Annotated in this window: 16 protein-coding genes, 1 pseudogene and 1 riboswitch; of the genes and pseudogenes, 12 read left to right on the top strand and 5 right to left on the bottom strand. The window is 43.8% G+C overall.

Annotated features, from left to right (window positions below):
• Positions 1-231: 231 nt before the first annotated feature.
• The 3 genes from H5073_RS07030 to H5073_RS07040 all read left to right on the top strand — a co-directional run bounded on the left by H5073_RS07030 (position 232) and on the right by H5073_RS07040 (position 2,497).
• Entirely contained in the window at positions 232-972 is a 741-nt protein-coding gene (locus H5073_RS07030) for an HNH endonuclease signature motif containing protein (RefSeq protein ID WP_182678332.1), read from the top strand.
• A 240-nt stretch (positions 973-1,212) separates the two neighbouring features.
• A complete protein-coding gene (locus tag H5073_RS07035) occupies positions 1,213-1,440 on the top strand; it encodes a transposase (RefSeq protein WP_182678334.1) in 228 nt (75 codons plus the stop codon).
• 79 nt (positions 1,441-1,519) lie between these two features.
• Positions 1,520-2,497, top strand: coding sequence for a transposase (locus H5073_RS07040; RefSeq protein ID WP_182678336.1), 978 nt, complete (start codon positions 1,520-1,522; stop codon positions 2,495-2,497).
• Positions 2,498-3,285: 788 nt separating this feature from the next.
• On the opposite strand, the gene metH is transcribed toward H5073_RS07040, so the two are convergent.
• Positions 3,286-7,011, bottom strand: a complete 3,726-nt coding sequence (gene metH, locus H5073_RS07045; RefSeq protein ID WP_182678338.1) for a methionine synthase — start codon at positions 7,009-7,011, stop codon at positions 3,286-3,288.
• Between the two features lie 536 nt (positions 7,012-7,547).
• Between metH and H5073_RS07050 the strand changes: the two genes are divergently transcribed.
• The 5 genes from H5073_RS07050 to H5073_RS07070 all read left to right on the top strand — a co-directional run bounded on the left by H5073_RS07050 (position 7,548) and on the right by H5073_RS07070 (position 12,316).
• Positions 7,548-8,459, top strand: a complete 912-nt coding sequence (locus tag H5073_RS07050; RefSeq protein ID WP_182678340.1) for an ABC transporter ATP-binding protein — start codon at positions 7,548-7,550, stop codon at positions 8,457-8,459.
• Positions 8,456-9,493: an iron ABC transporter permease gene (locus H5073_RS07055; RefSeq protein ID WP_182678342.1), complete on the top strand. Its 1,038-nt coding sequence runs from the start codon at positions 8,456-8,458 to the stop codon at positions 9,491-9,493. Before H5073_RS07050 ends, H5073_RS07055 begins: the two co-directional genes overlap by 4 nt.
• Before the next feature lie 315 nt (positions 9,494-9,808).
• Entirely contained in the window at positions 9,809-10,597 is a 789-nt protein-coding gene (locus H5073_RS07060) for an adenosylcobinamide-GDP ribazoletransferase (protein ID WP_182678344.1), read from the top strand.
• A gap of 230 nt (positions 10,598-10,827) precedes the next feature.
• On the top strand, positions 10,828-11,439 hold the full coding sequence (gene cobO / locus H5073_RS07065; RefSeq protein WP_182678506.1) for a cob(I)yrinic acid a,c-diamide adenosyltransferase: 612 nt from the start codon (positions 10,828-10,830) through the stop codon (positions 11,437-11,439).
• 331 nt (positions 11,440-11,770) lie between these two features.
• Positions 11,771-12,316 (top strand): hypothetical protein, encoded by a 546-nt coding sequence (locus tag H5073_RS07070; RefSeq protein WP_182678346.1) that lies wholly within the window; start codon positions 11,771-11,773, stop codon positions 12,314-12,316.
• A gap of 77 nt (positions 12,317-12,393) precedes the next feature.
• On the opposite strand, the gene gbpA is transcribed toward H5073_RS07070, so the two are convergent.
• Positions 12,394-13,833: an N-acetylglucosamine-binding protein GbpA gene (gbpA, locus tag H5073_RS07075; RefSeq protein WP_182678348.1), complete on the bottom strand. Its 1,440-nt coding sequence runs from the start codon at positions 13,831-13,833 to the stop codon at positions 12,394-12,396.
• A 134-nt stretch (positions 13,834-13,967) separates the two neighbouring features.
• Positions 13,968-14,080, bottom strand: a riboswitch (cyclic di-GMP riboswitch).
• A gap of 776 nt (positions 14,081-14,856) precedes the next feature.
• Here gbpA and H5073_RS07080 point away from each other — a divergent pair.
• Both H5073_RS07080 and H5073_RS07085 read left to right on the top strand, forming a co-directional pair.
• Positions 14,857-16,860: a hypothetical protein gene (locus H5073_RS07080; RefSeq protein ID WP_182678350.1), complete on the top strand. Its 2,004-nt coding sequence runs from the start codon at positions 14,857-14,859 to the stop codon at positions 16,858-16,860.
• 258 nt (positions 16,861-17,118) lie between these two features.
• Complete coding sequence (locus H5073_RS07085) at positions 17,119-17,787, top strand: NAD(P)H-binding protein (protein WP_182678508.1); 669 nt, start codon at positions 17,119-17,121, stop codon at positions 17,785-17,787.
• Between the two features lie 163 nt (positions 17,788-17,950).
• Here H5073_RS07085 and H5073_RS07090 read toward each other — a convergent pair whose 3' ends face one another.
• Complete coding sequence (locus tag H5073_RS07090) at positions 17,951-19,288, bottom strand: type II toxin-antitoxin system HipA family toxin (RefSeq protein WP_182678352.1); 1,338 nt, start codon at positions 19,286-19,288, stop codon at positions 17,951-17,953.
• Entirely contained in the window at positions 19,288-19,686 is a 399-nt protein-coding gene (locus tag H5073_RS07095) for a helix-turn-helix domain-containing protein (protein WP_182678354.1), read from the bottom strand. The genes H5073_RS07090 and H5073_RS07095 overlap by 1 nt, the downstream gene beginning before the upstream one ends.
• Positions 19,687-19,867: 181 nt before the next feature.
• On the opposite strand from H5073_RS07095, the gene H5073_RS07100 reads away from it, so the two are divergent.
• On the top strand, positions 19,868-20,137 hold the full coding sequence (locus tag H5073_RS07100; protein ID WP_182678356.1) for a hypothetical protein: 270 nt from the start codon (positions 19,868-19,870) through the stop codon (positions 20,135-20,137).
• A 764-nt stretch (positions 20,138-20,901) separates the two neighbouring features.
• Positions 20,902-21,564 carry a hypothetical protein gene (locus H5073_RS07105; protein WP_182678358.1) on the top strand — a complete coding sequence of 221 codons (663 nt, stop codon included), beginning with the start codon at positions 20,902-20,904 and terminating at the stop codon, positions 21,562-21,564.
• A 94-nt stretch (positions 21,565-21,658) separates the two neighbouring features.
• Here H5073_RS07105 and H5073_RS18350 read toward each other — a convergent pair.
• Positions 21,659-21,874 (bottom strand): annotated as a pseudogene (locus H5073_RS18350) (group II intron reverse transcriptase/maturase); the annotation flags it as partial.
• Between the last annotated feature and the right edge of the window lie 75 nt (positions 21,875-21,949).

Genomic DNA, 21,949 nt, shown 5'->3' on the forward strand with positions numbered 1-21,949 from the left:
CTCGGATGGGTTCATGATAATACTCCTAGATAAATGCCTAATTGGCAGGGTCTAGTAAGTATTTATGATGAGTGGATAGCGGTGAGCTTTATCTTTACTGCCGCAAAGCGGCTTCGTTCAACAAGGCGTTTAAATGGAACAAAAACAGTGGATTACGTTTCGCTCCACTACACATTATAACCCACAATTTTTGTCCGTTTAACGCGGCGTTAGGCATACAGGGAGTGTTCAGTGTCAATTTCAGATAAAAACCGAAAAATACTTTGGGGTAAGTCTGGAAACAAATGTGCGACGTGTAGGCACACATTAGTTTTTGATAGTACTCAAAATGACAATGAATCTGTTGTGGGAGAAGAATGCCACATTATTTCAGGTGCTAACAAAGGTCCGAGAAGTAACTCTGACTTTCCTAGAGAAAAGATTAATGATGTAACAAACCTCATATTGCTCTGTCGTATCCACCATAAACAAATTGACGATCAGGTTGAAACTTACACTCCTGAATTATTGAGAACAATAAAAAGCAACCATGAGAAATGGGTTGAAGATAAATTAAAAGATCAACCTGAAATACCAAGAGTCCGAATAAAAAGAATTAAAGAAGAAATTCCAGATAAATTACCTGTGATTAATTCAGGGAAAGAAATGTTTAATTTAGCCGCTGGAGCATGTGCTTTTTATAACGATTACAGTGATGAGCTAACGGATGAAGAGTTAGATGCGGTTAGTAGTTTTATTCAAAATGTTAAAGACTGGGCTGAGTTAGCTCAGGAGATGGAACCAATCCAAAGAATTAATGCATCAAGAGATCTAGATAAAGAAATAAAGGCATTACGCCAATTTAATATTTTCGCTTTTGCCGCAGTAGAAAAACAAAAAATGGTTGGTGGCATCGGTGGTGAATCATCATTTCCTGTTCTTCATCTTTCAGTAAATAAAGCAAATGATTCAAATGTAGTAACTGGTGAGTAATCAGTAATGTATGCCTAACAAGGCACTCAAAAGGACAAATAACAGTTGGTTTTTGCTCCTTCGTCGCTTATTTTAACCAACTATTATTTGCCTCTTAGTGAGGCGTTGAGGCTGTAGAATTTCTCCCTAAAAGACGTTTTCAGCGACTTTTTACAAATAAAGATAATTGGTTGTTTTTTGAGCTTGTGGCGTGTCGATGTCTGTGATCTAATAGATATTATTCACCTACAGTAAATTGTTATGGCCAACTACAAGCCTGACTTATCCTGCCAAAGTAAATTCATTCCCATCAATTTTTCTGAGCAAATACTGCCTGGTACGTTTGAGTATGCCCTTTGTTATATTATCGAAAACAAACTCGACTTATCAGGGTTTGATGCCTGGTATCACAATGATAAAACGGGTGCAGCAGCGTATTCACCGGCTGTGATGTTGAAGATTATTTTACTCGGATATGCCCATCAATAAATGTGGACACCCACAATAAATAGCGTGTTTTAGCATCCTCTACTAGACTCAGTAAAAGTGTTAATGAGGAGAACTTGCTATGCCACGCCCTAGAAGAACTCAGATCAGTGTCGAAGACACTCCTTTCTATAGTTGTTGCAGCCGCGTTATTCGCCGCGCCTTCCTCTGCGGTGATGATCGCTATTCGGGTAAAAATTATGATCATCGTCGTGGCTGGATTGAATCGCGACTGCTTGAACTCGAAGCTGTTTTTGCCATCGATGTGGCAGCCTTTGCAGTGATGTCTAACCATCTTCATGTGGTGTTAAGAATTGATATTGAAATCGCAAATCGCTGGACAGATCGTGAAGTGCTTGAGCAGTGGCACAAGCTATTTAATGGTGATGAAATAACCCAAAAATTTGTTAAAGGTGAAGTCGTTGAAGCCCATGAAGTGCTCAGATTAAAGCATTCTATTGCCACTTATCGAAGCAGACTGTGCGACATCAGCTGGTTCATGCGCTGTCTTAATGAGCCAATTGCACGGCAAGCAAATCAAGAAGATAACTGTACCGGCCGCTTCTGGGAAGGCCGCTTTAAATCGCAGGCCCTGCTAGATGAGGCCGCAGTATTGGCCTGTATGGCTTATGTCGATCTCAACCCTATCAGAGCAAAGATTGCTGACACTCCAGAACGATCAGATCACACCAGTATTCAGCTCCGGATTAAGGCAGCCTTGAAAGGCGAACAACCTAACAGTTTATTACCTTTCATTGGCAATGAACGTCAACATCAGCCCAAAGGTATTGCATTTTCGGTGCAGGATTATCTCGAGTTGGTTGATGATACAGGACGAATTATTCGCAATGATAAGCGGGGTGCTATCAGTGCTAACAGCGCTAAGTTACTCACGAGATTGAACATTCCACAGGATAACTGGCTCAAACTCACCACTGAGTTTGGCAAGCTCTTTCACGGCCCAGTGGGCACACTTCAAGAGCTTACCCGCTACTGCGAGCATCTAGAAAAGCGTCGACGACATTTCGCCAGCTGTTGCCAGCACTTAAAAGCAGGCTAATCTCACACACCTGTTTATTATAGTTTCTTTCAAATCTGCCTAATCCCCTAATGGGATGGGTCATCATGGGTGGGAATCGCTACTTCTTAATGAAATTCATCTATTTAGCTAATCAGCTTACATAATTCCATGTCGTATTAACCGTCTAGTAGGGAAATCCCGCTAACTTGCTTGAGCACATGCCGAAAGTGCATTATGTTATTGTTTTATAATGGCTGGCCGATTTATTACCGTCTCTCTCTTCTTTATTATTCAAAATATAACAAAGATTTACCTACTGTTGATGACTGTGTTAGTACATGTCAGATTGCCATTCTTATCCTAATGCCAATAGCCATTTTCAGAGTTTAAGCTCTAAAATGTTTCTGTCCGAGCACGGTTTAGAGTGACCGCTCTAAGTTGTTATTGCCCGTGCGACGTGAAGTCGTATGAAGCGCTGTGCACCGCTTGATTTTAACGGTGCCACACATCGTTAAATTATTATTTTGATCTTTAAATCGAAAATCACACACTGAAGCCCAAAAGGTGAACCATGGTGATTTGCGAGACGACCGTCTGAGACAGGACGTCGAAGCGAGCTACATGGAAGTATTCACGCGTGTCGGCAAGTGAACACCCTGGCAAGCCTGTACTGGAATTATTTAGATAAATGCTATTTAGTCTTTAAGGCACGCTTAAATTTAGTGAGTGACAAATATCTATATTAGCGATTATCACCCATTTTATTTTGCTCTTTTGGCCGATTTCAAAGATCAAACTCAGGTTCAATCCCTACTCGGGCTCACCTTTTACTCAGGATCATAGTCAAGCACTGGTGCTAACCAGCGCTCGGTTTCTGCGACGCTCATTCCCTTACGTGCTGCGTAGTCTTCCACTTGATCGCGACCTATGTTGGTGACGCCAAAGTAGCGGGATTTGGGGTGGGCGAAGTACCAACCGGACACCGCTGCGGTGGGGAACATGGCATAGCTTTCGGTGATATTAAGTCCTATAGTCTCATCGGGTTTAAGTAGTTCCCATAACAAGCCTTTTTCTGTGTGATCAGGGCATGCCGGGTAGCCGGGTGCGGGGCGTATGCCCTTGTATTTCTCGCGAATTAACGCTTCATTATCTAAGGTTTCATCAAAAGCGTAACCCCAGAATTCTTTACGCACGCGCTCGTGCATTCTTTCTGCAAAGGCTTCTGCTAATCTGTCAGCTAAGCATTTAAGCATGATAGCGCTGTAGTCATCGTGATTGGCCTCAAAACGGGCCACATGCTCATCAATACCGTGGCCTGCGGTGACCGCAAACCCGCCCATGTAATCGGCAACGCCTGACTCTTTTGGCGCGACAAAATCGGCGAGGCAAAAGTTATCATTGCCCACACGCTCAAGCTGCATGCGCAGGTGATGGGTGGTCATGATTGGATTGCTTCGGTCCTCATCAGTGCCGTCACAAGCGTATAGCTCGATATCATCAAAGTTCACCGTATTGGCGGGAAACAGCCCAATGACCGCCTTAGCGGTGAGCCACTTCTCAGTGATGATTTGTTCTAGCATGGCTTTGCCATCCTCGAACAGCTTTTGGGCTTCAACGCCGACGATTTTGTCGTTTAAAATGTCAGGATAACGACCATGGAGCTCCCAACTTCTGAAAAAGGGGGTCCAATCGATACGCTCAACTAAATCGTTTAATGGATAATCCTCAAACACTTGGCGGCCCAGTATTTTAGGCTTAATCGGGGTGTAATCTTGCCAGTCGTGTTGGCAGCGGTTTTCTCGCGCTTTCGCAAGGCTGGTGATGGTTTTACGCTTAGTTTGCGATAAACGCTTTTCGCGCATCTCTTGGTATTCCACATAGGTGGCATCGATAGTGTCTTGGCGAGTTTGATTGCCAATCAGCTTTGCCACCATGGGCACAGCGCGGGAGGCATCGGCAATATAAATGGCGCCAGGGGGATAATGCGGGGCGATTTTCACTGCGGTGTGAATTTTTGAGCAAGTGGCGCCGCCTATGATAACCGGCAAGCTTAAGCCCTCGCGCATTAAGGTTTTTACGTTGTGCACCATCTCATCCAAACTTGGGGTGATAAGCCCAGACATGCCGATGATGTCGACCTTTTCAGCCCGTGCTACCTCGATGATTTTCTCAATGGAGACCATGACCCCAAGGTCTATAACCTCATAACCATTACAGGCCAATACCACGCCGACAATATTCTTGCCTATGTCGTGCACATCGCCTTTTACCGTTACCATCAAGATTTTGCCGTTGGACTGACCCTCAACCTTTTCAAGCTCAATATAGGGGTTTAAGTAGGCCACGGCTTTTTTCATTACCCGTGCGGACTTGACCACTTGCGGCAGGAACATCTTGCCCGAGCCAAATAAGTCGCCCACCACATTCATGCCATTCATCAAGGGGCCTTCGATGACGTCCAGCGGCCGCGCGGACTCAAGGCGGGCAGCTTCTGTGTCCTCATCGATAAATTCTGTGATGCCTTTAACTAAGGCATAAGATAAGCGTTCGGCCACTGGCAGACTGCGCCAAGCTGAGTCCTCTTTTTTGACCTCTTGACTGCCATCGCCGCGAAACTGCTCGGCGATGTCTAATAATTGCTCTGTGTTGCTGGAGTCCGCCACAGGGCAGGGCAAGTTAAGCACTACGTTTTCAACCCTGAATTTAAGCTCGGGGTCGATATCATCATAAATCGCCAGCTGCCCCGCGTTGACTATGCCCATGTCCATGCCCGCTTGAATGGCATGGTATAAAAACACTGCGTGTATGGCTTCGCGCACCGGATTGTTGCCGCGAAATGAGAAGGACACGTTGGAGACGCCGCCGGAAATCATCGCATAGGGCAGGCTCGCCTTAATGTCTTTGATGGACTCGATAAAATCCACCGCGTAGTTATCGTGCTCATCTATGCCGGTGGCGATGGCGAAAATATTAGGGTCAAAAATAATGTCTTCGGGGGGGAAGCCCACCACATCCACCAAAATGCGATAGGCGCGGGTGCAAATCTGGGTTTTACGCTTGCGGGTATCTGCTTGGCCGTCTTCATCAAAGGCCATCACGATAGCGGCGGCGCCATAGCGCTTCACTAAGGTGGCTTGTTTAATAAAGGCCGCTTCACCTTCTTTCATGGAAATGGAGTTAACGATGGCCTTGCCTTGCACGCACTTAAGCCCGGCTTCTATGACCTCCCATTTGGAGGAGTCAATCATGATGGGCACCCGTGAGATATCGGGTTCAGAGGCAATTAAGTTTAAAAACTGACTCATGGCCGCCACGCCATCTAGCATGCCTTCATCCATGTTGACGTCGATGATCTGGGCGCCGTTTTCGACTTGCTCGCGCACCACATCTAAGGCTTCTTCGAATTTCTCTTCTTTGATTAAGCGCAAAAACTTGGCAGAGCCCGTGACATTGGCGCGCTCGCCCACGTTCACGAATAAGGAGTTACTGTCTATGGTCAAGGGCTCAAGGCCAGATAAGCGGCAGGCGATGGCAATATCAGGCAAGGCTCTGGCATCGAATTTATCCACCGCCTCTGCGATAGCGCGAATGTGAGCTGGGGTACTGCCGCAGCAACCGCCAACGATATTCACCAGCCCCTCTTCGGCCCATTGGCCTATGATCTCGGCCATTTCCGCTGGGGTTTCATCATAGCCGCCAAACTCATTGGGCAGGCCAGCATTAGGGTGTACTGAAATATAGGTTTCTGAAATTCTTGCTAACTCTTCGACATAAGGGCGCAGCTCTTTTGGCCCTAGGGCGCAATTAAGGCCGATGGAAATGGGCTTGATGTGACGCAGTGAGTGATAAAAGGCCTCTGTGGTTTGCCCTGTGAGGGTACGGCCCGAGGCATCCGTTATGGTGCCAGACACCATCACAGGTAAGCGCTCACCTAAGACATCGAAGGCTTTTTCGATAGCAAACAGCGCCGCCTTGGCGTTTAAGGTATCGAATATGGTTTCCACCATGATGATGTCGGCGCCGCCTTGGATTAAGGCTAAGCAGGACTCAAGATAGGCCTCAACGAGTTGATCGAAACTCACATTGCGAAAGCTTGGGTCGTTCACATCTGGGCTGATGGAGCAAGTGCGATTGGTGGGCCCAAGGACGCCAGCAACATAACGGCGAATACCGGTTTGTGCGCTAATTTCATCGGCGGCTTCCCGTGCAAGGCGGGCGCCCACTTGGTTTATTTCAGCCGCCAATGACTGCATGTCATAGTCGGCCATGGCGATAGTGGTGGCGTTAAAGGTGTTGGTTTCTATGATGTCACTGCCGGCTAGCAGGTAATCTAGGTGAATTTGTTTGATGATCTGCGGCTGAGTTAACACCAATAAGTCATTGTTACCTTTGACATCGCAGTGCCAGTCTTTAAAGCGCTCGCCGCGATAATCCGCTTCTTCCAGCTTGTAGTCTTGGATCATGGTACCCATGGCGCCATCCAGCATCACTATGCGCTGAGCTAATAGTTCAGTGAGTTGGACTAAGGTGCTGCTGTGTGCTGCTGTTGCCATGAATTGTCTACCTTTTACTGCATAAAATAAGTGGCGCGATAACGACGCAAATCTAGCGACTTTATACTGTTCAATTGCATCTAGTGTCATTGGTATCACTGACGCTGCTGGGGTTCAGCAGGTCAGGCAAGATTGAATGTGATCTAGGATTTACGATTTAAAACTTTGATTCACAATTCATCAATTATCGCGGATTCATAGACATCTAGATGGCTATATTAATCAGCTTTTAACCCTAAGGGCAAGCACAAACTGTAATATTTACATGCTTTAGGTTTGTGCCTATTTAATATTAGTTGAAGGGATAAGTTTTAAGTCATCATTTATTAATGACTTGCATGGCATATCACGTACACTTAGGCCCAAGAGAGCCATGAAGCACGCATGGTTATAATGTACTCGCTAAAACACGGTTGATAGCACTTGGTTAATAAGGGGGCTGTTAATAAGATTGCTGTTTATCAGAGCGCGATTAAAAATAATGCAATTTATTACAAAAAGAGTGCGGTTAATTAAAAGGGGCCAAAGAAAGCCAAATGAATCACGGCGAACCATTAGCTGAGCTTGACCAAGCTAGCCTATTGAAAGATAAAGTATTAATAGTATCTGGACTCAGTTGGCAGGCAGGGCATAAGCAGGTGCTGGATAATCTGAATTTTAGCCTAGAGTCTGGCAGTATGCTGGGGCTTATTGGCCCCAATGGCGCAGGGAAATCCAGCTTATTACGCTGTCTGTATCGGTTTATTAAGGCAAGTGAGGGCCGTATTGAGTTGTTTGGCCGAGAGCTTGGTCAGTATTCTTCTCGAGAGCTTGCCAAGATGATTGCCGTGGTGCAGCAAGAAGCCACAGGCTCAGGGGAGTTAGCCATGAGTACAGTGCAGATAGTAAGCCTTGGGCTCACGCCCCACAAAGGTTTGTTTGATGGGCTAACTTCTGAAGATAAACAACGGGTAGACCAAGCTTTAGCTAAGGTTGGGCTTGAGGCTCAAGCTGAGCAACAGTTCAATCAATTGTCGGGTGGTGAGAAACAGCGCGCCTTGATTGCCAGAGCTATAGTGCAACAGCCCAGACTGCTTATCTTAGATGAGCCCACCAATCATTTAGACATACGTTATCAAATCCAAATCCTTGAGCTAGTCAAAAGCTTAGGGATTAGCGTAATGGCTTCCATTCATGATTTAAACCTTGCCAGCGCCCTGTGCGATAAACTGCTGCTTATTCATCAAGGTCGCCTCGTCGCCCATGGAAAGCCCGATGAAGTACTGACTCCCGCGCGCATAAGTGAAGTGTTTGGGGTTTGCAGCGATATTCGCCCTCACCCTCAACATGGTCAACCTTTGATCAGCTACTTTTATGGCTACAACGCCAGTGCTGATGCGTTATCCACTGCGACGGCCAATCTAAGGGCTGCCGAAAGGGACGCTGGTTTTGATGGAGCAGAGCAATGATGACTCAGGGCTGGGGTAAATCAATCATACTCTTGCTGGCATTCTTGCTTGTAATAGTAAGCCCGCTATTAGCGGCGAGCTTCGGCGCGGCGGATATTAGTCTTAGCCAAGTGATTGCGGCTTTAGCTCACAGTCTGTTGGGTCTTGGCGAAGTGAGCCCGTTAATCGAGCGCATCGTGATAGATTTGCGTTTACCGCGAATAGTATTGGCCATAGTGGCAGGGGCAGGATTATCCCTTGCGGGCAGTGTGTTGCAAACCGTGACCCGCAATCCCTTAGCTGATCCTTATTTATTTGGCATAAGCTCAGGGGCGGCGTTCGGCGCAGTAGTGGTGATGAGCTTGATGGGCACCTCCTTGCTGGTGGTGGGCGGCAACGTATTAAGCTGGAGCCACCTTTCTTTGTCTTTGGGGGCTTTTGTTGGCGCGAGTCTGTCGATTCTTTTAGTGCTCAGTTTGTCAGGTTTTGGCAGGGGCAATCAAATTGAGCGCATGTTACTCTCTGGGGTGGCAACCTCGTTTATGTTTGGCGCCTTGACCAGTTTGGTGTTGTATTTTTCAAGCCCGCAAGCCGCCGCATCAGTGCTGTTTTGGAGTCTAGGCAGCTTCACCAAAGCTTCTTGGTTATCCCTTATATTGCCAAGTGTTGTGGTGCTGTTGTGTGGTTTGGTGTTTATTGGCCTTAAGCGGCAGCTATTGGCGCTACAGGCGGGAGATGAAACGGCCCACACCTTAGGGGTGAATGTGGTTAAGCTGCGCCTTGGGGTTTTACTGCTATGCTCATTGATCACTGCAACGCTCGTAGCCAGTTGTGGCGGCATAGGTTTTGTCGGTTTAATGGTGCCGCATTTAGTGAGATTGCTGCTGCCACGGAGCCAAAGTTTGGTTTTGATTGCGCTTGTTGGTGCGCTGTTTATGTTGTGGGTGGACGTGTTTGCTCGCTGCATTTTAGCTAATCAAGAGTTGCCTGTAGGCATTATTACTGCCGCCATTGGCAGTGTGTTTTTCTTGGTGGTTTTACGCGGGCGCCGCTGAGTTGAGGCGTGGGATGAAGAGGCCACTTCAGTAGAGGCAAAGTTCATGCTAGGCATTATTATAATCGGTTGAAGTATTAGTAAAAGTAATGAAAAAAAGCTGAAATTGTTGAGTAATTAGGCGGCTTTACTTGTAAAATACTGCCGCTTAAGCAGATGGTTGAAAGTCTAGTGTGTCATCAATTGATCATCATTGCAGTACTAAAATAAATTGTAAGAATAGCAAAGCCGCCACAGCGTTAACGTGGTGGCTGAATAACTAAAAATAACCATCTTTATCTAAGCTTTACTGCTGTTTAACTAAGGAACACCTTGAATGTCGAATGAATATAACTGGTTAAGACAGTTGAATTTATTTTTTGTTGCTATGGGCTTTTTTACCCGTCTACCTATTCCTGCTTGGGTGAGGGCGGATGATAATGAGCTTAAGAAATCTAGCCGTTATTTTGGCTTAGTCGGGCTGCTAATCGGCTTTATTTGTGCGTTAGTGTATTGGTTTACTCAGCAATGGTTACCTACCAGTGTGGCTGTTTTATTGGCTATGGTCGCAGGCTTATTGGTGACGGGAGGCTTTCATGAAGATGGCTTAGCCGATACTGCTGATGGTTTTCTTGGCGGTAAGACCATTGAGGATAAGCTCAGGATCATGAAAGATGATCATTTGGGGAGCTATGGTGCCATGGTGCTGGCGTTAGCATTATTGCTTAGATGGCAGCTGCTGGTGGAATTGGCCTTATTTAGCCCGTGGGCAGCGATTACAGGTTTTGTTGTGGCTCACACCTTGAGCCGAGTGTTGGCATCAAGCTTAATCTTCAGTGTTAAATACGTCACCGACCTTGAGCTTGCTGAAGGTAAGCGCTTAAGTCATGACCAATCATTAAATGATTTATTTATTTTGCTGGCCAGTGGTATTTTTGTGCTGTTTTGGCTCAATGGTTTAGCGGCCTTTGTGCTGTTTATTTCCTTGTGGGCATTGCGCTTCTGTCTGTGTAAATATTTTAGAAGCCAGATTGGTGGTTACACTGGAGATACCTTAGATGCAGCCCAGCAAGTGAGTGAAATCATGTGTTACTTGGTGATCCTTGCTGTAGGCTTAAGTGCCTAAGGTTGAGTGCTTAGATTTGAGGGGTTAAGTTTAAGTGCCAAAAATCTCATCGACTCAACTGAGTCGTCAACACAAACATTAATAGCGTGCTCAAATGTACGCTATTAATGCCCACCTTATTTAGTGATAAACAAAGCAAGGAGCCGCCAGTGAGTTCAAACCAAGACAGGCATTCAAGCCCAGAAGCACTCGAGCTAGAGTCGGCTCCTGAAACAACGCCAGATAGCACCATGAGCACAATATCTGTGGATACTCATGCCGAGCGTCATAAAAAGCGCCAACAAAAAGTAAAGCTTGCCGTTGATGCTAAAGTCGCCGCCGCCCAAGACAGAAAAGGCATCTTGTTGGTGCTCACTGGCAACGGTAAGGGCAAGTCCACTTCAGGATTTGGCACCGTTGCCCGCGCCGTCGGTCACGGCCACAAGGCTGGGGTGGTGCAATTTATCAAGGGTAACTGGGAGTGCGGCGAACGTAACCTACTTGAAGGGGCTGGGGTTAAGTTTCATGTAATGGGTACAGGTTTTACCTGGGATACTCAAGATAAAGCCAAAGACACCGCCGCCGCGTTAGACGCGTGGCAAGCCGCTGAAGTGATGCTTAAAGATAAGAGCTTAAATGTGGTGATGCTCGATGAGCTGACCTACATGATAAGTTATCACTACTTGCCGCTTGAGCGGGTGATTGAAGCCTTAAATAACCGCCCCTCGATGCAGCACGTGATCATCACAGGTCGCAGTTGCCACCGCGCCTTAATCGAACTTGCCGATACTGTCAGTGAAATCGTTGCAGTCAAACATGCTTTCGATAACGGCATCGCCGCTCAGGAAGGCTTTGATTATTAGAGTCATACTATTCCCTGTGTCTGCACTATGTCACTGACCTATTCTGGGCATATGGGCTATATTACCTAGGCAAATTACCTAGGCAAAAAGTGTTTATAGCCCAAAGTTTCAGTCAAAAAAATGATTGTCTAGACTCCATCAGTATAAAATCTAACATTACGCTGTCTTTAATGGCAGCCCATTGGATTAAAGGGGGAGTTAATGCTGTTGTGGCCATTTTAGTAAAGAGTATATTTGTATAAATAATGGCTTACAAAAAATAAATAATGACATATTTTTCATATAGTAAGATAATTTCATTTTTATAGGATGTAGATTAATAGAGAGTGATATGAAAAAAGTAGTATTAACACTTGGGATGACGTGTTTACTGTTAGCTGGACTATCAGGATGTAGCAGCACTCCTAAACAAGCTGCGGTACAAACAACTGAGAAATTTAATCTTGGTAATATTTCATTAACGGTTAATCAATTTGTTACGCCTGAAATTGTATATCATAGCCATGACGAGATAAAAGACTTAGTGGTAGCTGGTATCAAATCAAATTTGAAACAGGCTGATTTAATAACAACAGATACGACGATGAACTCGTTAGACATAGTGATGATTTATAATCGACGCTTTGTCGGTGATGCGACAGCAATCCCCTCAGACTCATTAGCATATCCAATTTATGACTATGAGATAAAAGTGAAAGATGGCGATAAGTTGTTAACCACTATTTCAAGAAAAAATTTAGTATTTAACGGTGGTTTTGCGATGAATCTTAAGCTTATGGGCGGGTTATTAAGAGATAAATCCGATGAAACGGTTTTTATTGAAGCATTATCTAAAACCGTTGCAAAAAGCATTCAAGAATTAAAGGAAAATAACTAGCTTGAAATAACCTAATGGTATTTTAAGCAGTATAAGGGCTTCAATCGTAAAGGTTGAAGCCTCTTTTATTTATGGGCCTATAATTCAGTCCATGCCATTGTCCAGGATGCACCTACTCCAGGTTCAAAGGCGGTTGCTGATGGGGTCCATTGTTTGCAGTAACCGCTATAGGGGAAAGGTTTACATTGATAGACTTTCCCTGTTTTTGGTTGTAATACTGTGGTGCTGGCGGTATAGCTTTGTATTCCTTGTGGGAATATAAAGTCTGCTTCTGGCACTGGCGCTTTATCCTTTAAAAATAAGTCAAAATCCTGCTGGATAATATCACCTTGGGCCGGCTCACCTTTTACCTGTAAGTGATAATGGCCCGCTTTAGGGTTAACCACATCCAGCACTAAGCTGGCGCTAGTATTATTAATTGCTTGATTTACAAAGCCTGAAGCTGCGCCGTCATGGTCATATAAATAACCTGAGACTTGCATGTCGGTATTGGTTGTCACATCGAAACGGACTTGGGCGGTATTATCGACAATTTCAATATCAGCGCTTAATGAGGTCACATCTAACTGATTACCAGGGGAGGGAGCTAAATCAAATCCAATTTCGACCCTTTCTATGCTTGAGTTTGCCACAGTAAAAATATCGTTCTTACCGTAAACTGGCACTATGTCACCCGCTGCATTTTTTTGTCCAGCTTTAAGCTGAGTTTGTTCAGCATTAATGGTGCTGGCGAGCAGGAAAGGCCAGTTTTGCTTATCCCCTTGGGTGGCATCAGCAATAGTGATTAACGTTTGTTTCTCTGTTTTCTCACCATTAGCGTCAAACACGCGAGTCATGACTTTATCGCCAGCCTTAAGATCCAAAGAGGGGTTGATATCACCAATGTCTTGCCATTGATTGGGCACATTTGTGCCTAAATTGACGTCAATCGCGTTATAGAAGCTATTGCTGGTATCACCGATTTCCCATACGGCTAAAATGACCTGGTAACCACTGTGTCCCTCTGGCACGTAGCAATTATGGGTCACGAGTTTAGGTGGCTGGACCATGGCGCCATCGACCACACAAAAAGGGGCTAAATCAAAACTTGCACGGCTCAAAGCTTGGCTCTGATCCCAGTTTTGCTTGGTTAAATAGTAGCGCCAGTTACGGGTTACATGGTTAGCGGTAAATTGCCAAGTAAAGGCATTCCACCCTGAGGTGATAGCGGTTTTTGACCAGCGGCTTGGGCTTTGCACATCTAGAGGTGAAAATGCACCATTGGCCGCGCTGGCTAACTTGCCATCAGCGGGGCCAGCCTCTGGAAATCCAGAGGGGCCTTCAACACTTTGAGGCTCCCATTGCACTGCGCCACAGCTAGTGTTATTACCTGTTTTACAGGCGTAGGAACGTGACTCTGGCGCCAGCACATAGCCATGGGCTAACGCTGACTGGCTGGTCACAACTTGGCTTGCTATGAGCGAGGCGGTTATGATGCTGAGTTTTAAACAATGAGGTAAAACAGTAGGGTTTGCCACTTTAATGCACTCCATTTGCAGCCTAATTAGCTCACATTTAGCTATAGGCGTAGATATAAAAGTGGTATTTGGACAAACAACAGCATTAAAAAATGCGAGTTTATTTTTACAGAACCAGATACAAGATCCAGTTCTGCAGCAGCCCCGCTATCTTAGTTTGTGTAAAAGATTTTCTAAGAAATCCATTTACAACCTTAGACCGGAAGCTTTGCGTCCTAATTTTTCAATTAGTTTGCCAAACACTATGAGTGTTAGCTTGAGTCATATCCCTGATATCAGGGTCGTTGTCATGTGCAACAAAACTCCAGCTAACGGATTTAAGCTAGCAACAAAAACAAATACTGTCAAAGAAGCTCTGAGAATCAATACTAAGGCATTACGCTTAGGTGACACTAACAGGACAATGGGAATTATTTTCTTTTAAGTTAAATGTTTAGGTGTTTTTTTTCTGTATTCGTTATTGCCTAATCAACCTTGCTTCAATATGAATTTGTATGTAAATGGTGAGCTAAAGTCACAACGAAGGTTCCTGAACGAAGGTTTCAAGCCGTTATCCCCTTATGTAGGTGTTGTTCGGCTGAGTCAAGGGCCATTACGGCGGAAATTTTAAAGTTCATGGTGGGATAGATAGCGGGACTAACTCGCAGCTATTATTTCTAAAAGTGAGAAATGCTTTTCCCGAGTTAAGTTTATTCGTACGACATTTGCTAAATTAAGTTGTCGCTAATTGCTGAGGTCTAGGCATAACTACCCAAGCCGCTATGAAAATATCTTTATTAGCGATTTGTTGTGGTTTCTTTTTTTTGTTTTTATTGTCCATTGTTGTTTCAAGTTTAAGATACAAGTTTAATCGTTATTTCATAAATTTATTGCAGCTCTGTAATAGCTTTGATACATTCCTGCGCCACAAAGTTGTAATCTCATGTTTATGTAAATGGATAACATAAAGCGTCGATAATTTCTTGTGGAAATATTGAAAAAAGTAAGTATTTAATGGAATTTAAAAAATATAGGAAGTATTTGATGTCACATAATATTAAAATAGCGTTAGCTGTTTCAGCAGCATTGTCTTTGTCCGGTTGTTTAGAGGTTGAAGATAAGAATAACGATGGTGTTGTTGCTGCGCTAGAGGCTCAAAACAAATTATTACAAGGCCAAATTGACGCAAATATTGCACCGATTAATTTATCCGCAACAATTAAGGGTGCCAGTGCAGATGTTGATTTATCTGATGCCCAAGTTTCAATCAAGTTTAGCGGTGAATGGTCGGCGCCTGTTAATGTCACTAATGCCAAGGTGCTTCTGACTAAACAAGCTGCAAACAGTGATTTCTTATTGAAAGTGGCCAGCCCTTCAGCAGCGTTCGTTTCCATGACTTTCAAAGGCATGACAAAAATGAGCTCACAAGGTCAAGTCATCAGCCAAGATCTCGGTGAAATCTTAGTGGGTAAGCCAAAAGAAAAGCTACTTACACTGTTAGATACGGGCAAAAACACCTATGTTGAGAACTTAGAGATATATCCACAATATGTTGTAAACAATTCCCCGTACAATTACAGCCCTTATAACTTAGAACTACTTCAACAAGAGAGCTTTGCTGTCTACACGAAAGAGACTGGCGAGTACAAGCTGGTATTACCCGAAGGGATCTCAACTGAGTTGCATGCAAAACTCGATGTCGATAGCGATGGTGTTAGCGATTTCGAGTTGGAGCTTGGGCAGGACGGCTCTGCGACTAAGCTATTGAGTGCAAGCAAGGTATGGGCTGAAAATACCCTTTATCTAAAAGAAGTCAACCAGTTAAGGGAATATAATTTACGCTTGAGCTTGCTCGATGATGAGGGTTTAGCGTTAAAAGGAGCTAGAGTCTCAACAAGTGATAATGATAATGGCAATGCTTATTTTGCTTATGACACTGCCAGTTCTCAGTATGTCTTAGATACTCGGTACAGGGGAGCTCTTACGGTTAAAATACCTAGTTTTACTGTTGGTAACCTGAACTACACTAGCGCTGAAATGACAATTTATCCGACTGATTTTGAAAAGCAATACCGAGTTCAAGTCTCTGGCAATCAGCACCAAAATTTTGTTACCGAAATCGTAGATGGCAAACTTAATTTAGTTGTAGCTTTATCTACATTTAGTTACCAGTCACCTTCAATCACAGCGCTTTCACAGAAGGTTAAAGACAATAAACTTGAGATTTTTTATTCGGCGCCAGTCGAATTAATTAAAGAAAATGGCAAGCAGATTAGTGTGACATTAGCCTCTGTGAATGCATTGAAAGTTATACTTGGAAATACCACTAATGATCAGGGGGTCTCACCGGGTAGCACTTCGGTCAAACGTGATAATAAAACTCTTGAGTCGCAAGTCACGCTAACGTTAAACGGAACTAAACTGACGGCATCACCTAATCCAGCATCATTAGATGATGGTGAATATGAGTATCGGATCGGCAAGCTAGTTAATGTGATTTCTGGTCAACAGGAAGACGTTTCTAATGACAATTTAAGCAGATTTGATGTATACAAAAATAGCTTTAGCATTAATGATATTGTGTTGGATAACACAAATTACACTACCAATGGTGCACTCGTCGTTGGCAAAAATACTGCCGATGTTGCTGTATCTTGCAGTTGGTGCGGCTCTAACTCAAATGTTAGAGCATATTTCCCAATGTCTATTAATAGCTTAAGGGAGTTCACTCTCACTATGACCTCTTATACGACTAACGGAGTCAACATTGCTGCAAACAATGTGATCCAAGTCGTTCAGTCTGGTTACCTGGGAAATGTAAATAAGCAATACTTGTTAAAAGCGGCTCATAATGAAAATGTTATTTATGATTCTGTATCTCCTCTGAGGGGAACTAGCTTAGAATCCGGTTACAGATATTCAAGTAATGCTTACCTCTATCTAGAGGATGATACTGTAAGCCGTACAAATAGTGCTACATTTGATTATAGTTACACGACTAAGGCTGGTGAGAGTAAAACTGGAACTATTACCCTAAAAGTCATGTAATTAGTTTTCATAAGGTTGATTTCATCAGTTAGTAGAAACAAGCCCTGCAGATTCGCGGGGCTTTTTTTGCTAAGGGAGTAACCCTTAGGCCGCCCTGCAGCTATCCGATGAACCTTGGCAGCCGGATGAGCAAGATCTACAACGGCTAGAATTTTTAAAGCAACAGGTAGGAGAATAGGGGCTGTTATCCTTTTAGTGTGTATACCCTAGATCTAGATATGTTACTTTACACCCATTGAGAGACAAACAGAGCTGATGATGAAGAAAACGGCGATAGTTTTAGGGGCTACAGGCTTGGTTGGCCAATCTGTGGTTGAGCAATTAGTTAATGCTGCGCATATTGAAAAAATCATTAGCATAACCCGCAGCCCTGTGGCTTATTCATCCGCTAAGGTGGTGAATTATGTTGTTAACTTTGAACGTTTAGCCGCTTACAGCGCTGCTTTTAAGGGGGATATCTTGTTCTCGTGCCTTGGGACAACGCTTAAGCAAGCAGGCTCATTAGCAGCTCAGCGCAAGGTCGATATTGATTATCAATTTGAGGCAGCACAACTTGCGCTTAATAACGGCGTATCCCACTATTTATTAGTTTCATCCAGTGGCGCCAGTGAAAAAAGCAATAGCCCCTATTTAAAAATGAAAGGGGAGTTAGAAGTAAAAGTGGGCGCGTTAGGTTTTAATCGCATCAGCATTTTTCAACCCTCACTATTGCTGGGTGTTCGCAGGCAGTTTCGCTTAGGCGAAAGAATCGCAGCTTATATTCTCCCTGTGATTTGCAGCATCCCTTTTCTTAGGCGTTATCGCCCGATAACAGGCAATGAAGTGGCAAAAAAGATGGTGTTAGTTAGCCAAGAAGCTGGAGAACGATTGGAGACATTTAAATTAGATGAAGTTTTTGTCAAGAAGGGGCTATGGGCTCGAACATAGCATCCCAGCAGCCTAGCTCAATAGTTTAACTCGAACCATTTAGCGCCATGCTCTCGTATTGGCTCCAGTGTAACTTTTTAGCTTTAATCAAGAGGTATTAATTGAGCCGCTCATCGATAAACTTTGGCCGGAGTTCTAGCGCGTTTTGCCCCCCTATTGAAGACTATAAGTCATCTCCCAAGTACAAGCGGTGAGCTTTACCAACTTCGGCGACAAGTTCATCCATATCGCCAAAGGACACCAAACCGGATTGTTTCGCGTAATGCGACCAATTAGAAACTATTTCCACCACAGCCTTTACCACCTTCTTAGCTTTCGCTTTACCTATGTCAGCAAAATGTGCCACAGCTAATAAATCGTCCAACTGAATATCTCGTGTTTTACCATTAATGGTCATTTGATGCTTACTTGTCCAGCCAGTACCATTGCTATAAGTGATATCGTAAGCTGGCGACAGCTGCCAAACACCAGACTGATCCATTAAAAACGAAATGTTCTTTGTGTGATCATCTTGGTTAACAGACACCACATTGAAAACCATCCGCAAGTAGAACTGCTCAATGTCTTTGGCCGATAAACCAAGCTCACGCATAACGCCTATCGCCTGCTCATAAGAGTAGCCACTAGATACATTGAAATCATAGTGAACCATACCACACAGCGATTGCATATGAATCTTGTCACCACCGTTAAGCCTGTCAAAGCGCTTGGTCATAAAGTGAGAACGGCCGTTTTCTTCAAATAAACGACATTCACTCATTTCAACCCCAGCATCTCGTGCCATTAAGTAATACGCATATTCAAGTAAACCAAAACCTTTCGGATCTGACAGCAACTCCTTATCTCTATTGTCATCAACACCGTCAAACTTTAACAAGTAGTAATCGAAACCTTCACCAGCTGGAGCTTGACCAGTTTTAATGACATTGGTTTCTTTATTCCACGCAATAACCGCTTTTGCTCGCGCCCCACCAGCAGATGTACCAACTAAAATAATTTGCTCAACAGTTTTGCGCCGCGCTTCCTGACTCTCATGATCAAGCGTCGCATTTAACTCAGCTTTTTCTTGGAGCGCCTTATTCGCCAAATCAACAAGCTCACTTAATTGAATCTCAGATACGCTGTCTTTGAGCGCACCAACCGTCGGCCTAAACTCTAAACCACCCATACCACGAGAGCCGATATAACAAAGACGCTCTATTGAACTGAATGATCCTGGATCGCGAGAATTACGCTCTAGCCACTGGTCAATTAATCTGTTACCAAACTTGTCCGGCAAACTATCGGCCAACATTCCTGGCAAACCTTTAAAGGTTTCTTCTGATAAATCACCAAACGAATAAGACTTACCGCTTAGCGGCATTTTAATTGGCGACAACTCTATACCCGAACGCTGAAAGTGCTTTGAATACTCAAAGAACCCCAATCCCCTTTGCCAAGAGACTGAGCCTATCAATGTATCCCACAGATATACATCAGCCTTTTCGATTACTTCTGCCATTACTTGTCCTTATCCCCATGTAATTGTGAAATCGTTTTATTCCACTTAAAACCCGTTGACGGCTCTTTTTCACCCTTAGGTTTTGATACACGCTTACGCTTTTGATTTCTTGCTGTAAGCAAAGATGCTGACTTAATTGGCGGCTCCGGCATAAAGTTATCTATTTCATGTAACTTGCCTAAGGCACGCATTACAGCTAACACTTTTATCATTCCAACGCTTCGTTTACCGCTCTCTAAGCTCTGAACAGTTGAGACATTTACGCCAGCTTTATCAGCCAACTCCAGTTGCTCCAGCCCTTCATTGAGACGCGCCTGTAAGAATCGCTTTCCTATCACTTCCAAGATAGCTGTATTACTTTTTCTATCGAGTTCCATAATAGTGTTAATTTCCGTCATTGAGTCTAAATATTGAGATTATAGTGTAAAAAAACATTATTAGCCAAATTGTTTAATAGTGTAAAAAAGTATTGTTATGCAGCTAAAATCGACGGTGTAGCGCTTATTTCCACTATTAAAGATTCGAATTAATAGTGCTAGTCACGAATTAATAGTGCTAGTCATGTTTATGGATTTAAAAATGAAAGGGGAGTTAGAAGTAAAAGTGGGCGCGCTAGGCTTTAATCGCATCAGCATTTTTCAACCCTCACTATTGCTGGGTGAACGCAGCCATTTTCGCTTAAGCGAAAGAGTCGCGGCTTATATTTTCCCTGTGATTTTCAGCATCCCTTTTCTTAGGCGTTATCGGCCGATAACTGTCAATGAAGTGGCAAAAAAGATGGTGTTAGTTAGCCAAGAAGCTGGCAAGCGACTGGAGATGTTTAAATTAGATGAAGTTTTCGTCAAGTAATCATTGATTTTTCAATTAATACAGATGGTTAATTGCAATACAAACAGTCCCGGTAAGCTCGGGCACAGCATCCCAGCAGCCTAGTTCAATCGTTCTACTCGAGCCATTTAGCCTAACACCTTCCAGCCAGCATGAAGTTGCCATTTAGATCTACAATCAGCATGTTTCGTCTTGTGCATCATGATTAGGTTTTGGCACGTTTTAGACCCAAAGCTTGTTTGTAAGATGTCCAAGCTTCGCTTGGATTAACGTCGCGGGTCTTCAACCCACACCCGACCAAGAGGGAAAGTTCAACAGCAAACCCTCCCTCTTGGATCGCCCTCCATGCCGCCCCGACGAAGTTGTTGATCCTTATATTCAAGTAAAAATACCTAACGGCTCGACAGCACATCCTTGTGCTAACGAGCCTTAACCATCATCCCTGATGGTTACACGGCATTTTTACTTGAATATTTCGGCAACTTCGAGGGGGAGTTGGTGTAATCTTTGCCGGTAGTGTCAATTGAGGGCTTGACGTGTTGATTTTATGAGTTAAAACATCAAGCTCATGTGTAAGCTAAAGTGAGGTGCATAAGGTGATAAAGCTAAAACGATATCAAGTGATTACCTGCCAACTAGTATAAGAAATGACTACCTCGGAAAAGCAAATTCCTATAGCATACCAATTTACGTTGGGCGTGGCAGCGGCCAAGTCCAACACGCGATTTATGCTTTGCAAACGGCACAAGGCATAAATACTAAGACGTTAGGCTTCAAGAGGGAGTATGGACAGGAAATTATATTTATCAGTATCAAAGAAAACCGAAGGCGATTTGTCTGATTTTTTCGGGGAGCTGCATAAACACAAAATAGTAGACAAATATGATGTGGGTATTGTTTCTGATCCTGTTTACTATTTTAGGCAAAATTTTATAGATGAAGTTGTTAACAACGGCTTTAGTTCTATGCTCAAATTCTCAATTGCAATGGACGATATTACAACACCGAGCATGCATATTGACGACATAGAGCTTGTATTTCATAAGTTTGTTATGACACTCAAACCTATTAAAACGTTAATCATTATCGATCCTTATTTTTACCCGAAGATCTCAGATATTGACGAGATTTCAAAGAAGTTCATCGGCTTAATTTCGCCTATAATTAATGATTTGAAGAAAATCATCGTTATTTCAAATGGTAACAATAAGTTTTCGATAGATGGATATATTAGCAAGCTGCATGAAGTGAATCAGAACTTAGAGGTGAACAATCATTTTTCAAATGATTTTCACGATCGCTTTTGGCTCAACGCTGTGGAAAATAAAGGGATTGTTGTAGGGACATCGGTAAATGGTATTGGTAAAAAGATCTCCTTAGTTGATTCGCTAGCAAGTTCAGACGTTGAGCAAGTACTAAAAGAGCTATCTTCAATTATCGGAGATTAAAAGCCTAATCGGGTAGCCAGAGGTATCTAGCCTCCAGCTCCCACACCACCCTGCATGCGGCTCCGCACTGGGCGGTTCATTTAGAACGCCTAACCTAGACTTTCTGGTTAGGGTAATGAACTGCGATCCATCCATCTCTTAGTGAGCATAAACCCGCTTTCTTAAGATATTCATTACTCAGCGCTTGCTGTATCCCCGGAGTTTTTGAGCTTCGCCATGGACCCTTGCTTGTGATCCCACAGCCAACGGCCACTTGGATCCTGACACCACGTTTAAGTAAGTTTTGTACCTTAGTCCTTGGCTTTCGCCAAAAATGAGTTGGGGCTGAGTCTTGTGGGGACTGCCAAATGACTTAAAATAGGCTGTAATCTTTAAGTCTAATGGG

Source organism: Shewanella sp. SR44-3 (genome assembly GCF_014163735.1).
Classification (GTDB): Bacteria; Pseudomonadota; Gammaproteobacteria; order Enterobacterales; family Shewanellaceae; genus Shewanella.

Coding starts and splice junctions, on each gene's coding strand:
- H5073_RS07035 (WP_182678334.1), top strand. CDS start 1,213: ATGGCCAACTACAAGCCTGACTTATCCTGCCAAAGTAAATTCATTCCC.
- H5073_RS07040 (WP_182678336.1), top strand. CDS start 1,520: ATGCCACGCCCTAGAAGAACTCAGATCAGTGTCGAAGACACTCCTTTC.
- metH (WP_182678338.1), bottom strand. CDS start 7,011: ATGGCAACAGCAGCACACAGCAGCACCTTAGTCCAACTCACTGAACTA.
- H5073_RS07050 (WP_182678340.1), top strand. CDS start 7,548: ATGAATCACGGCGAACCATTAGCTGAGCTTGACCAAGCTAGCCTATTG.
- H5073_RS07055 (WP_182678342.1), top strand. CDS start 8,456: ATGATGACTCAGGGCTGGGGTAAATCAATCATACTCTTGCTGGCATTC.
- H5073_RS07060 (WP_182678344.1), top strand. CDS start 9,809: ATGTCGAATGAATATAACTGGTTAAGACAGTTGAATTTATTTTTTGTT.
- cobO (WP_182678506.1), top strand. CDS start 10,828: ATGAGCACAATATCTGTGGATACTCATGCCGAGCGTCATAAAAAGCGC.
- H5073_RS07070 (WP_182678346.1), top strand. CDS start 11,771: ATGAAAAAAGTAGTATTAACACTTGGGATGACGTGTTTACTGTTAGCT.
- H5073_RS07080 (WP_182678350.1), top strand. CDS start 14,857: ATGTCACATAATATTAAAATAGCGTTAGCTGTTTCAGCAGCATTGTCT.
- H5073_RS07085 (WP_182678508.1), top strand. CDS start 17,119: ATGAAGAAAACGGCGATAGTTTTAGGGGCTACAGGCTTGGTTGGCCAA.
- H5073_RS07090 (WP_182678352.1), bottom strand. CDS start 19,288: ATGGCAGAAGTAATCGAAAAGGCTGATGTATATCTGTGGGATACATTG.
- H5073_RS07095 (WP_182678354.1), bottom strand. CDS start 19,686: ATGACGGAAATTAACACTATTATGGAACTCGATAGAAAAAGTAATACA.
- H5073_RS07100 (WP_182678356.1), top strand. CDS start 19,868: ATGAAAGGGGAGTTAGAAGTAAAAGTGGGCGCGCTAGGCTTTAATCGC.
- H5073_RS07105 (WP_182678358.1), top strand. CDS start 20,902: ATGGACAGGAAATTATATTTATCAGTATCAAAGAAAACCGAAGGCGAT.